The sequence below is a fragment of the Pseudomonas sp. ADAK2 genome (genome assembly GCF_012935755.1).
Taxonomy (GTDB): domain Bacteria; phylum Pseudomonadota; class Gammaproteobacteria; order Pseudomonadales; family Pseudomonadaceae; genus Aquipseudomonas.
In genome coordinates this window covers 2,026,856-2,039,419 of record NZ_CP052862.1, presented here as the reverse complement: position 1 = coordinate 2,039,419, position 12,564 = coordinate 2,026,856, and the positions used below count along the sequence as shown (strand labels likewise).

Sequence of the window (12,564 nt, the reverse complement as noted above, 5' to 3'; positions counted from 1 at the left end):
ACTGCACCGGCTGAATGCTGCCTGCCGCGACCGGCTGCAACGACCCAAGATAGGTACGCCCGATAGCGTAGTCTGGTATTTCAGTCGTCCGTTCACTGCTTAAGCTCGTTGTTCGGATAATCCACTTTCATAAAGGGGGCAAAAAATGCGCCTGGCTGATTTCATCCAACAAAACATGGAACCAATCCTTCAGCAGTGGGAGGACTTCGCCAAGACGCTGACCCCGGCCGCTGAGGGGATGGATGCGGTGGCCTTGAGAGATCACGCAGAGCACATGCTGCGGACTATTGCCGCTGATCTCCAAACCCATCAGAGCCCTGAAGCAAGAATCTTGAAATCTCACGGAAATGCGCCTCGATTGAACAGTATCACCTCAGCAGAATCACACGCGAACATTCGACATGCTTCGGGCTTTACCATTGGACAGGTGATCGCAGAGTACAGAGCCCTGCGCACCAGCGTGCTTGCGTTGTGGCTGCCGCCTGACCATGTGTCCAAGCATCAAGAAGTTAACGATGTCATTCGATTTAACGAAGCGATTGACCAGGCGCTCGCGGAGTCTGTGGTGACATATGCCACTGCTGTAGAGACAGCGCGAAACGTGTTTCTTGGCGTACTCGGTCACGATTTGAGAAGCCCGCTCGGTGCCGTATTACTCAGCGCTGAAGTTCTTTTGCGTGCTGGGGATCTCCCGCCAAAGCCTACCAAGAATGTTTCGTGTATTTATACGAGTGTGAAGCGATCTATAAAAATAGTGGGTGATCTTCTAGATTTCACCCGCACTCAGTTAGGATCGGGAATTCCAGTTCGTATGGAACATGGCGATCTGGTTCAGACCTGTAGGGGAATGGTAGAAGAAGCTAAAGCCTACCACCCAGATCGACAGGTCGATTTGATGACGGAAAACACCCTGCCCTGGCGGTTTGATAAATCTAGGATGGAGCAGGTTATCTCCAATCTAATTGGGAACGCGATTCAGCACGGTGAGGCCGACACTCCAATTACCGTCACCGTAAAAGCCGTTGATGGATTTGCCTTATTGTCTGTCCATAATGCTGGACTTCCAATTGAGGAGAACGCAAAGCCGAGTCTCTTTAATCCGTTGATTCGACATCTACAAGGCGGCGTTGAGTACGGCGCCGAAGCGGGGCTGGGGCTAGGGCTCTATATCGCTTCAGCTATCGTAAGCGCTCATCACGGTAACATTGAAGTCGAATCTGACGCTGATAGCGGTACTACTTTCACCGTCCGTCTTCCATCGATAGTCACTTAGGTAGCTTGGACACAGCACTGCGGGTTAGTGGCCGTCCATGGGCGTCAGCGGTCTGTCATGAGCGACCGCTATTGGCCTATAGCTGTCGGTCGTTCCGTAGGCTGCACGCCCACTATTGCACTAGCAGTATTGGCCCGAGGAGGGGTGAGTAAAGTTTATCTAGGCGCGGCCATCTGAATGTAAACCAGCCGGGTTAGTCATGGGATTGCCCTCGTCTTTTTGGACTTACCGCACTGAATTGTCTAGTGTCCCACCTTCATCCGGGGCGTGGTTTACTACCATTGGCGCGGATGAGCTGCCGACGCTTGGAACGACCCCTTATGCCTATAACTCTACCTATATCTACTCATTGGTAAGGTACAGCGCAATGGATAAGACGATCACCGTGGATCAGCTGGCTACCACCGACCTTAGATCAATCAACGAGATATGGCTCGCTGGGACTCATACCCAGTTATGCCTATGGCGTGGCGAACAGGTCTTCACCCACGAGATGATGAGCGAGGGCACCCACGATCAGAATGTCCGCCGCCTGTGCTTGCAGTTGGTCGACTCTGACGATCAAACCGCAGTGGCCCGCGTAGAGGTAATTGTGCGTGAACTGCTAAAAAAGATAGGAAAGGAGGGCGAGTTTTATCCTGCCGAGGAGACGGATACTCATCAATAAGGAAAGGAGTATCGGTCAATCATGGGGAGTCTATCCAGGGTTTGTTGTCGCTTCGAAGCGGATCTTCCTATGAAGATCCTGGAACGCTTAGGATTGCTCACTCAATTCAGTAACACCATGGAGCAGGCCACGGTTTATGGATATCGAATTTCGCGGTAATGGCATGCGTGATAACCCGTCTGTAGGTACATGCGATGAGTACGGTGTGAGCGGGATTACCAGCTTTGACGATCTGGCCGAAGCTCGTCGTAAGATGGCTGAGTCGCCCCCGGGCTTTATACCTTTGTTCTCGCTCGATGATCTGCACCAAGCTCGTTACACCTCGGGACATGTGCGCAACAACTTAGGGATTGACGATGCATCGGAGCAGGACATAGCGGGCTTGCCTCCAGAGTGCTTCGAGAATGGTGAATACATAGGCTATCCGACTACGAAAGCGGAGTTCGCAATCTGCCTTCGCAATTTCACAAACCTGGTTGCAGCCACGTCGTTCGAAGACGCTTGCGCTCATGGCTTGACGCTAGATGAGCGGGCCCAGCAGGAGTGGATCAGTTACCAGAACAACCCTATCTCTCTTCTAGAGCAGCCCCTTTCAGCACTTCTGGTACCTGTTCAGCAGTCTTGCCAGGCACTCGCGGCTTTTCCGAATGGCTATTTCACTTCCGACTTGGATCCTGCGAAAAACTTCTCGGTTGCGCGTCATTTTTCAGAAGCGCATAGCTATGAGTTGATGGGCGTAGGTGCTTCTTACATCGGCTTCATTCGTGCTGAGCCACCTGATACATCCCAAGCTAAGGTGGTAGCCAAAGACTTCTGTGCGCTCTACAACACTGGCGATGAAGAACTACAAGCACGCATTTCTGCAGTCGCGCAGGCGATCTTCGGTCGGACGTATCTGTGGATCCGTTACGTGGAATGAGCTCCGTGCGCAGCAAAAGCCCGGCTGATAATTACCTCCGGTCGGCTAGATACACACAATATTTGACCGCAATCCCACCTCAACGGTTAACTGTACGAACATACAGTATTGGCGTTTGCATTATGGTCACCATACTTGGGCCGCTTTCCAGTAACGGCATCCAGCTTCCTTTCTACTCCTACCGCGTGCCTGCAGGATTTCCTTCGCCTGCCGCAGATCATCTTGAGCAAAAAGTCTCGCTGGATGAGCTTCTGGATCTGCGTGCACCGCATATGTACCTGGTGCGGATCGAAGGGGACAGCATGGTCGGTGCCGGTATTTTTCCGGGAGACCTGGCAATCGTCGACAGATCTCTGGAGGTTGAGTCGGGCCACATCGTGATTGCAGCGGTAGATTGTGAGCCCGTGTGCAAGCGTCTCATCAAGGAGAGTGGCCAGATCGTTCTTAAGTCAGAGAATCCTAAATATCCTTCGCGTTACATGATGGAGGGTGAAGAGCTTTTGGTTTGGGGCGTTGTCATGTACAGCGTGCGCTGCCATGAAAAAGCCTGAGCCCGCGTTTGCACTGATCGACTGCAACAGTTTCTACGCTTCCTGCGAACGGGTCTTCCGGCCTGACCTGCGCAACACGCCAATTGTCGTTCTCAGTAATAACGATGGATGTGTGATCGCCCGAAGTTACGATGCTAAGCCATTCGTGAAAATGGGCGAGCCGTACTTCCAGATTAAGCAAAAGCTTAAGCAACACGGCATCGTCGCCTTCTCGTCGAACTATGCGCTGTACGGCGACATGAGCCAGCGCGTTATGACTGTCATCGAGTCGCTGGTGCCTGCTGTGGAGGTCTACAGCATTGATGAAGCATTCGCAGACTTGTCTGGCGTTCCTGATGATTTAGAGGGTCTTGGTCGTCGCATACGGGCTCAGGTATATCGCAGCACAGGTATCCCCGTTGGGGTAGGTATCGCAGGTACGAAAACTCTGAGCAAGCTCGCCAATCATGCCGCCAAAAAATGGCAAGCGCAGAGTGGTGGGGTGGTCGATCTCCGCGATCAAACCAAGCGACACTGGGTGTTGAAAAAATGCCCGGTGTCAGACGTATGGGGTGTGGGTCGCAAGATGACTCTGCATCTACAAGGCATGGGTATCAATACGGCGTGGGATCTCTCGCTAGCTGACCCCACTACGCTGCGTAACAAGTTCAGTATCGTCATCGAGAAGACAGCTCGCGAGCTTGCTGGCACATCATGCTTGGAGCTTGATGAGCCTGATCCGCCCAAGCAGGAGATTTGTTGTTCAAGGATGTTTGGGAAGCGGCTGACTGAGATCGCACCGATACAGGAGGCCGTCGCTACTTACATGATGAGAGCCACCGAAAAGCTTCGCGCTCAGAAATCACTCTGCAAGAGAATTCGAGTGAGTATTCGCACGGGCATGTTCAACCCTGAGGAGGCGAAATATGCCAACGGTGTTCTGGTCGAGCTTCCATACCCTACCGACGATGTTCGCCTGATGACGAAGACTGCAGTTGATGCCGTGGAGAGCGTTTTCCGACCTGGTTTTAAGTACAGCAAAGCAGAGGTGCTTCTGGTTAATCTCTGCCAGAAAGGTGAATACAGCGACGATCTTTTTTCCATCTCCCAACCTGAGGCTACCGAGAAAGTCATGGGTGTTCTGGACGCGATCAATGGAAGGTGGGGCAGGGGGACGATGCGTTTGGCAAGCGTGCCTACCGATCCAGATTGGGGAATGCGAAGAGAGATGATGAGCCAAAGTTTCACGACCCGTGTTGATCAGCTGTGGACTGTTTACTGCCGGTAGTTCGAATTGCCATCGGCTTTTGGACGGCACAGGAAGAGTATGTCGACATCACGGCCCGGCTCAGTGAGCGCTACGAAAAGATTAAGCGGTAACCGCTAAATTTCTGGAGGGCTCATGGCGCTGAGTGAGAAGTACCAGTCGGCATAGGGTGTATTGGCAGCCTGCTTTCTATTGACGTCAGGGCTCCCATCGTCCCACCAGACAGGCCCACGCTCTCCGAGCTCAGTCTTGGCCTTCTGAACCTTTGCCCTGGCCGCAGATAGCTGGCCAGCATCTCCAGAGGCTTTAGCAGCCTTCACCTCACGACGCGCAGCCATCAGGTCATCGACAAGGTGCTGCCGAATGTGTGCGGGCAACAATGGGTTGCTGCAACGCCATAGCTTCCCTTTGACTACGAAGTAGCGACCGTCTGGAGTCGTCGGATACATGTTTAGGGTTTCCCATTGTATTCGTGAACTCCCCAGCTGATATCTGCTCAAGCTATCTCTGAGGTATCAGTTTTGAGTGGTGCGGAACGAAAAGGGCTCAGTGCGTAGGAGAGTGTATACAGTGGGCATCAGCGACAGTTTCGTCCTGAACAAATGGATGGTTCCGGCGTGTGATTCGCTGCATTCCCCACAACATGGAAATTGCTATCGCTGTCCATGCGGCAATCATGCTGACGATGATCATAGCAAGGCTCATAAACTTCCCCCTTTGCTTTGTCGTCTTCTGATTCTCCTAATAGGTGACCTTGTGCCGCTTGTGAGATTCAAATTATTGGTGGATATCGAGCTGCCTGATCCGGATATTGATGCAAGTTTCTCTTTTTGGTGTACCGTTAGAATACTAATCCAGAAGAGGTTTTCCATGTCCAAGCTCGCAGAATTCCGCCAACTTGAAAAACATCTCGCCGAACAACTTGCAGCACTTGAAACCTTGAAAGGGGATGCAGGCCTTAAGCAGGAAATCGAATTCGAAACGAAGCTTCGTGCTTTGCTGGCTAAGTACGGCTATAGCCTGAAAGACATCGTCAATTTGCTTGATCCACATGCCGGTCGCAAAGCACCTGCGGCAGAGCAAAAATCCGGCAGCCGCAAACCTCGCCAAGTGAAGATTTACAAGAATCCTAAAACTGGCGAAGTGGTGGAAACCAAAGGTGGCAACCACAAAACGTTGAAAGAGTGGAAGGCGGAACACGGATCGGACACCGTTGAGTCCTGGCTGACCAAGTGAGTTTTGTTTGAGTACAAAAGGGGCCCTTCAAGGGCCTTTTTATGGTTACTGAATTCAAACATTGCATTGCGATCAAGCAGTGATCCCTACATAAGGCTTCCGAGTTGGGCGTTAGGCGACTCGATAGCTTTGACGGCGAAAACATAAAGCTGTCTTCATAGGAGAGGGGGATGTGCAGCGATGTTTTGGTGGTCGCTCCTGACCTTGACAGGGTTGAGCAGTTAGATCTGCTTGGTATGAGTGTCACTCACCAGCGCGCGCCCTGACTATTTGCCCATCATCTCGTGGGGGTCGTCCAAATAAGCGGCGGTATTCGCGACTGAATTGAGAGGGGCTGTCGTAGCCGACTGCAAGGCCAACGTCAGCCACACCTCTCGGCGATGATATGAGTATTGAGCGTGCCATTTGCAGTCGAACTTGTTTTTGGAATTGGATTGGACTCAACGATGTCACTGCCAGAAAATGCCGATGAAATGACGTGATACTCATACCAGCCACGTCTGCCAGGGTCTCAATACGGATTTTTTCTGCGTAGTGACTTCGGATCCACTTGATCGCACGGGCTACCTGCATGATTCGACTGTCGGCAAGACCTAGCTGCCGCATCATTGCGCCTTGTTCTCCATTTAAAAGCCGCCACAGAATCTCTCGCTCAATCGACTGCGCCAAAATTGGAATGTCATTCGGTCGATCCAGCAACCTCAGGAGCCGCAAGACTGGATCGAGCAAATCTTCAGTCAGGTTACTTACAGCAATGCTGCGCTGCCCATCACCTTTAGTCGCTGGAATGCCGCTCTCTAATAACAGCGAAGCTATTACCTCGGGTTTGAGGATTAATCCAAGCCCAAGCACTGGCTCTTCTTCGCTTGCGTGGATCACATTGGAGCTCAGCGGCAAATCGACCAAATAGATAAGGTATTGACCGGTAGCGTACCGGAATGTCTGTTCCCCGAGGATAACCTGTTTGGCTCCTTGTACCACCAAGGCAAAGGCAGGTTCAGACAGGCATGGAACCGACTGTGTCGGCACCGTATAAGTCGACAACACGACGTTTGCCAATAAAGGATGAGTGGCGTGCGAGGGCGCATGGCGGAGGATAAGTTCCCGCAGCTCTCCCAACAGATGAGCGTTTTTATTCATGATGCAACTGTACCACTCGCACAGGCGCTGCTTGCATGGCAAGTACGTGATTGGAAGGATTGTGCAAGCTAATGGTAGCTTCGCTCTACCGCCAAAAGTGTTCACAGATGTTCAATTCAATCCATGCGACCCATCCCCAGATGGGTTATTCCTCACCATCATCAGAGGGCTATGCGTGGAGCGCCGAATATTTCTCAAAACCGCAATCATTGCCTCGTCCGCTGTGGCCCTTGGTGCACTGGCACAAGACCGATCATCTCCTCAGCCATCAGGAACAGTGAACATGAATCAGCAGACAGTCACATTTGAAAGTGCAGGACTCAAACTCGTTGGTACGCTTTACACCCCAGATGGTTTGGGCAGAGGGCCGCATGCGGCCATTGTGGTTAGCCATCCTGCCAGCGGAGTAAAAGAACAAACCGCCGGGCTGTACGCCCGGTACCTAGCAGAGCGGGGTTTTATTACACTGGCCTTCGACGCAGCCTATAACGGCGAAAGTGCTGGTGAACCGCGTGGTCTGGAAGATCCCGCGCATCGTATCGAAGATATTAAGTCGGCCATCTCCTTCATGAGCGTTCGTGACGATGTAGATGCGGAGCGAATTGGCCTGCTTGGAATTTGCGCATCTGGAGGGTACGTGATCCCAGCTACAGCAACTGATCACAGGATTAAGGCAGTTGCTACAGTCAGTGGCGTCAGTATCGGGGAGTTTTTTCGGGTAGGTTACGACAGAAGACAGCCTCCAGAGGTTCTCACGATGATGTTGGACAATGCCGCTAAGGCGCGCACCGCCGAGGCACGAGGCGAAACATCACAGACTTTTCCGATTTTTCCAGCAGATGAAGCAGCCGCTCGTGCGCTTGGTCAATATGTCTACGAAGGTTGGGAGTATTACTGCACTCCTCGCGCCTATCATCCACGATCTGCCAAGCAGATGCCTTGGATTAGTGTCGATAAGATGGCGACATTTGAGGGCTTCCGTTTCATCAACATGATCGCGCCACGCCCGTTACTGACAATCGTCGGAACGAAGGCCGCCACCAAGTGGATGGCAGAAGAGGCGTTTCCGAGAGCTGGAGAGCCAAAAGAACTTTTTTGGGTAGAGGGTGCGAGCCATGTTGATCTCTACGACAAGGAGCAGTACGTAACACCGGCAGTTGCCAAACTCGTAGAGTTCTATCGAAAAAGTCTAATAGGTTGATGGGAGGCGATTTACGCTGAGCCGTCGCGCCTGCTTACAAACATTCCTGAACAGCCCTGACCTTAAAAAATCAAGGATGCTGGATGCGGTTCCACCACGGTTGATGACTCACCAAGTGAATTGGGTTTAAGCACAAAAGGGCCCTTCTAGGGCCCTTTTTGATGACTGGGGTTCAAACATTGCATTGCGTTTAAGCAGTGATTACTACAGAAGTCATCGTTACGATGGTGAGCTGCAGTTAAGAGGCTCTACTGCGCTAGGAACCCGCCGTCGACAACAAACTCTGCTCCTGTTGCGAATCGCGACTCATCCGAAGCGAGGAAGAGGGCCATGTTGGCGATGTCTATAGCTTCGCCTAAGAAGCCGATTGGATGTAGCTTCGCCAATCGGGCTAGCTCTACTCGGTCATTTCCAACCATTGGCGTAACGATGTACCCAGGATGGATGCTGTTGACCCGGATCTTGTAGCCGCTTCGGCCTCCGTGCAGCGCCGCAGACTTGGTGAGATTACGGATGGCACCTTTACCTGCACAGTATGCTGCGTACTCCGGATTACCAACGATGCCTTCGATCGAGGACAGATTGATAATCGACCCGCCTGTTTCTCGAAGGTTTTTGAACGCGTGTTTGATGCCGAAGAAGGTGCCATTGAGGTTAACCGAAAGCTCCTTGTTCCACTCGTCGAAGCTCATGGTTTCGACATTGCCAGGTACCGCGATACCAGCGCTGTTCATGACGACATTCACGAAACCAAACTTCGATACTCCTGCCTGAAACGCTGAAATCCATTGACTCTCATCTCGAACGTCCAAGCGTGTAAATATTGCCTCGCCACCTGCAGCTCGGATTGCTTGCACAACTGAACTGGCCTTCGCCTCGTCGATGTCACAGATGACAATCTTGGCGCCTTCTTCTGCAAATCGCATGGCACTGGCAGCCCCAATGCCTGATGACGCGCCGGAAATTAATGCAACCTTGCCTTCTAGTCTTTTCATTCTGGTGCACCTCAACGATGGAATGGTTGAGGAGACGCTATCCGTACTTACCCGGCCTACCTAGCCAGTATCGGCAACGGGTGCATCGCGCGGGAAACGACTGCGGTGCTACGCCGGCTTGCCGATTCTGGATAAAGGAATGCTCACTCAACTTGTATAAAAGCTCCACGAACACTTGAAGTTTTCCGGAGAGCAAGATGAGTAGCAAAAAAGCGTTGGTCACTCTGCCTGGCAACGCGAGCATTGACGACATCCTTGAGTGCCTGGAGCGCGATGGTGGGTGCATTGTCAAAAACATGCTCAAGCAAGAAACCATCGACGGATTGTGGGCTGATCTGGCTGATGTCTTGGACGTTGCTCCTAATGGCGATGGCTCTTTCGTTGGGCGTAAAACACGACGCATATCGGGGCTGTTCTCCCGGTCACTCCACATGCAAGATCTCATTACTCAGCCACAGTTGTACGGTGCAGCAGAGAAGCATCTGTGTAAGCCTTTCAAATATTGGCTCGACGGCGCTCAGCACGTGTCCATCCCAGCGCTGCAGATGTCATTGACCCAGGCAATTATGATCATGCCTGGTGAGGGAGCACAGCCGCTGCATCGGGATGATATTGCACACCACCGGCGTCATCCTGGCCCCGACAGTCAGATCCAGGTTTTGTATGCGTTGAGCGAATACACCGAAGCAAACGGCGCAACGCGAGTAATTCCAGGTAGCCACAAATGGGATGATGATCGTGCGCCTACCTACGAGGAGTCCGTGCCTGCGGAGATGAACGTTGGTGACGGTCTGATCTACCTCGGATCGACATATCACAGTGGTGGCAAGAATACGACGGTGGACAAACCACGTACCGCTATCGCAACCACCTTGGTTCTGGGTTACTTGCGCCAAGAGGAAAACCAATACATCGCGGTTCCTCGTGAGCGCGTCCGTGAGTTCCCCGAACGTGTTCAGCGACTGTTGGGCTGGAGCACGAACCCACCTTTCTGCGGATGGATCGAGATGCGCGATCCCAACTATCTGGTTGCTCCTGATGCTGCCTTGAACACCACCGCCGAAGACATCCTTTAGCGATCATTAACCGGCGATGACGCTTGGAGAACCAACAATGCGCAGTGACATCAGCTTTCAAACCACCGATGGTTTGACGCTCCGAGGATGGTTGTACACTCCTGAACGGGATGCAAAGAGTCAGTATCCGGCCATCGTTATGGCCCACGGATTTACTGCTGTGAAGGAGCAGTACCTGAATAAGTACGGTGAAGTATTTTCGCAAAATGGCTTTGCCGTATTGATATACGACAACCGCAATTTTGGATCGAGTGAAGGTCTTCCTCGGCAGGAAGTTGACCCCGTACTTCAGATCCGCGATTACCGAGATGCCATTACTTTCGCGTGTACGCTTGAACAGATCGACAGTCAGCGGATCGGCATTTGGGGATCGAGCTACAGTGGTGGACATGTTTTACAGGTAGCGGCTTTTGATCGCCGGGTGAAATGTGTAGCGTCACAGGTGCCTGATATAAGTGGTTCGATGGATGTGCGCCTCGCAATTCGCCCTGACTTGCTGCCTGCAGTCATGGATGCATTCGAGGTTGACCGGGCTGATCGGTATGCGGGCAAGGCCCCTATGATGCTCGAAGTCGTTAACGGAGACCCAACAAGTGATTGTGCTCTTCCAGGGCAGGACTCCTACGACTTCTTTGTCCATAGCGGACGAACCATCGCTCCTGCTTGGCGCAACGAGGTAACGCTCAAGAGCGTTGAGATGCTGAATGAGTATGAGCCGGGATCTGTTATTGATCGCATAAGCCCGACTCCACTGCTGATGCTTGTGGCCAAGCGCGATACGTTGACGGTCACGGATTTGGCTCTCAAAGCATACGAGCAGGCGCTTCAGCCGAAGGCTTTGGTTCTGCTTGAGGGCGGTCACTTCGATCCTTACGTCAAATACTTTGAAGCTTCGAGTAAGGCAGCGACGAACTGGTTTTTACAGCATCTGTAGATTTGCTTGCGAAGCCAAAAGCCCCGGAAATCTCCGGGGCTTTTTTCGTCAACGTTCTTGGCGATCAGACTGAATGTGGTTGGCGTATGTGGCGGCGATCCCAAGGTCTCCTCGACCCTCAGCAACGGCCATCTCCATGCAGTGAAGATTGGCTGTGAAGAGGCTGGCGCGCTGTCCTGAATCAAGCATGGTCTGACGCCACGATTTCACTGCCGCTACGTAAATTGAAAGGGTTGCCTGATCCGTTCGATAGTCATCAGACTTGTGGTGCTTGATGACGGCAGTCAGCTCGGCTTTGAGAAGATCAAGGAAATAATCGAGACAACCTTCGAGCTGCTCGATGCCTACTCCGGCTTTTTTGGCGAAATCTACAGCCTCTAGAAAGGCGCCGATACTGGTGTTGTAGAATGCGCCAGCCATAGCTGCATCCAACACATTCGCTGCGCTGACTAGCTCTCCGATCCAGCGTGAGGCTGCGCCTGGCATTCGCAGCAAGTTCTCATGGCGGAGCCAGATTTCCTGGGAGCCTGAATAGTGAATCAGCGTACTCTCGTGGCCGATGTCGTCAGGGTAAGCTTCAATTGCAGCGTCAAGGTAGTGACCTCCGTTAGCGCGGATGTAGTCCTGTAGTTGAGTTGCATCGTTAGCTGATCCAGTCATGAAATTTACGAAGTCGCGGCCCGAGATCAGATGTTCATTACCCTTCATGACCGCTCTGAAAACGTTGTAATCCAGTAGTACAACCAGCACCACCGAGCTGGCTTCCAGCGCCGCGCCGATACTTGATGCTTCCCTAGCCCCCATCTTAACCAGCGGAGCACACCGACCAGGCGTGCGGTTCCAGACAGTCACATTCACGCCGTTTTTCATAAACAGATTCGCGAAAGCGGAGCCCATTAAGCCTGTGCCGAGAAGCGTTAAATTTTGAACCATGGTATTCCCCTGAGGTAATAGGTTGGTTGGGTGTAGCGGTGTAACGATGAAGAGTTCAACGGTTGAAAGAGGGGGTGATTGAGGTGCTCCATGCCTAATAGTTTCGGAGTGGATTTCCCTGCCTTGTGGTAACGCGGCATCGATTGAATCGACGGAGTTAGCAACGCAAATTCGTGGTGGTTTGGGGTTGATCCCGTGCCGGAGGACTCATCGAATTTACGGAAGGTCGCAGGTTGTTTGAGACCTCATAGGAGCAGCTCAAAGCGACCTTTCATTGATGCCGCTAGGGACTCTACGCTCGGAAAGTCAGGCGGCTTATCCGAATTTGGCAACTAGATGGTGTCAGCTGGCCGTACTGCGCACTGGCCGCTTTGGTTAGGGGTAAGATGGGTA

13 protein-coding genes are annotated in these 12,564 nt (G+C 52.3%); 9 read left to right on the top strand and 4 right to left on the bottom strand.

Annotated features, from left to right (window positions below; all coding sequences use genetic code 11):
- Positions 1 to 145: 145 nt before the first annotated feature.
- From HKK52_RS09385 to umuC, 5 genes are all read left to right on the top strand, one after another.
- Complete coding sequence (locus HKK52_RS09385; RefSeq protein ID WP_169370591.1) at positions 146 to 1,273, top strand: sensor histidine kinase; 1,128 nt, start codon at positions 146 to 148, stop codon at positions 1,271 to 1,273.
- 367 nt (positions 1,274 to 1,640) lie between these two features.
- Positions 1,641 to 1,940 (top strand): hypothetical protein, encoded by a 300-nt coding sequence (locus tag HKK52_RS09380; RefSeq protein ID WP_169370590.1) that lies wholly within the window; start codon positions 1,641 to 1,643, stop codon positions 1,938 to 1,940.
- 136 nt (positions 1,941 to 2,076) lie between these two features.
- Positions 2,077 to 2,859 (top strand): DUF4253 domain-containing protein, encoded by a 783-nt coding sequence (locus HKK52_RS09375; protein ID WP_237150760.1) that lies wholly within the window; start codon positions 2,077 to 2,079, stop codon positions 2,857 to 2,859.
- A 122-nt stretch (positions 2,860 to 2,981) separates the two neighbouring features.
- Positions 2,982 to 3,410, top strand: coding sequence for a LexA family protein (locus HKK52_RS09370; protein WP_178117449.1), 429 nt, complete (start codon positions 2,982 to 2,984; stop codon positions 3,408 to 3,410).
- Positions 3,397 to 4,677 carry a translesion error-prone DNA polymerase V subunit UmuC gene (gene umuC, locus HKK52_RS09365; protein WP_169370589.1) on the top strand — a complete coding sequence of 427 codons (1,281 nt, stop codon included), beginning with the start codon at positions 3,397 to 3,399 and terminating at the stop codon, positions 4,675 to 4,677. Before HKK52_RS09370 ends, umuC begins: the two co-directional genes overlap by 14 nt.
- 95 nt (positions 4,678 to 4,772) lie before the next feature.
- On the opposite strand, the gene HKK52_RS32615 is transcribed toward umuC, so the two are convergent.
- Entirely contained in the window at positions 4,773 to 5,105 is a 333-nt protein-coding gene (locus HKK52_RS32615) for a hypothetical protein (RefSeq protein ID WP_237150758.1), read from the bottom strand.
- Positions 5,106 to 5,526: 421 nt separating this feature from the next.
- Between HKK52_RS32615 and HKK52_RS09360 the strand changes: the two genes are divergently transcribed.
- Positions 5,527 to 5,892, top strand: a complete 366-nt coding sequence (locus HKK52_RS09360) for a histone-like nucleoid-structuring protein, MvaT/MvaU family (protein WP_054613966.1) — start codon at positions 5,527 to 5,529, stop codon at positions 5,890 to 5,892.
- A gap of 243 nt (positions 5,893 to 6,135) precedes the next feature.
- Here the strand turns inward: HKK52_RS09360 and HKK52_RS09355 are convergent, their stop codons facing one another.
- Positions 6,136 to 7,032 carry an AraC family transcriptional regulator gene (locus tag HKK52_RS09355; protein WP_169370588.1) on the bottom strand — a complete coding sequence of 299 codons (897 nt, stop codon included), beginning with the start codon at positions 7,030 to 7,032 and terminating at the stop codon, positions 6,136 to 6,138.
- A 283-nt stretch (positions 7,033 to 7,315) separates the two neighbouring features.
- Here HKK52_RS09355 and HKK52_RS09350 point away from each other — a divergent pair, with 283 nt between their 5' ends.
- Positions 7,316 to 8,233, top strand: coding sequence for an alpha/beta hydrolase (locus tag HKK52_RS09350; RefSeq protein ID WP_169370587.1), 918 nt, complete (start codon positions 7,316 to 7,318; stop codon positions 8,231 to 8,233).
- A gap of 248 nt (positions 8,234 to 8,481) precedes the next feature.
- On the opposite strand, the gene HKK52_RS09345 is transcribed toward HKK52_RS09350, so the two are convergent.
- Positions 8,482 to 9,228, bottom strand: a complete 747-nt coding sequence (locus HKK52_RS09345; protein ID WP_169370586.1) for an SDR family oxidoreductase — start codon at positions 9,226 to 9,228, stop codon at positions 8,482 to 8,484.
- A gap of 197 nt (positions 9,229 to 9,425) precedes the next feature.
- Between HKK52_RS09345 and HKK52_RS09340 the strand changes: the two genes are divergently transcribed.
- Together HKK52_RS09340 and HKK52_RS09335 are read left to right on the top strand one after the other, a co-directional pair.
- Positions 9,426 to 10,304: a phytanoyl-CoA dioxygenase family protein gene (locus HKK52_RS09340; RefSeq protein ID WP_169370585.1), complete on the top strand. Its 879-nt coding sequence runs from the start codon at positions 9,426 to 9,428 to the stop codon at positions 10,302 to 10,304.
- Between the two features lie 37 nt (positions 10,305 to 10,341).
- Positions 10,342 to 11,238, top strand: coding sequence for an alpha/beta hydrolase (locus HKK52_RS09335; RefSeq protein ID WP_169370584.1), 897 nt, complete (start codon positions 10,342 to 10,344; stop codon positions 11,236 to 11,238).
- Between the two features lie 48 nt (positions 11,239 to 11,286).
- Here HKK52_RS09335 and HKK52_RS09330 read toward each other — a convergent pair whose 3' ends face one another.
- A complete protein-coding gene (locus HKK52_RS09330; RefSeq protein WP_169370583.1) occupies positions 11,287 to 12,171 on the bottom strand; it encodes an NAD(P)-binding domain-containing protein in 885 nt (294 codons plus the stop codon).
- Positions 12,172 to 12,564 lie beyond the last annotated feature (393 nt).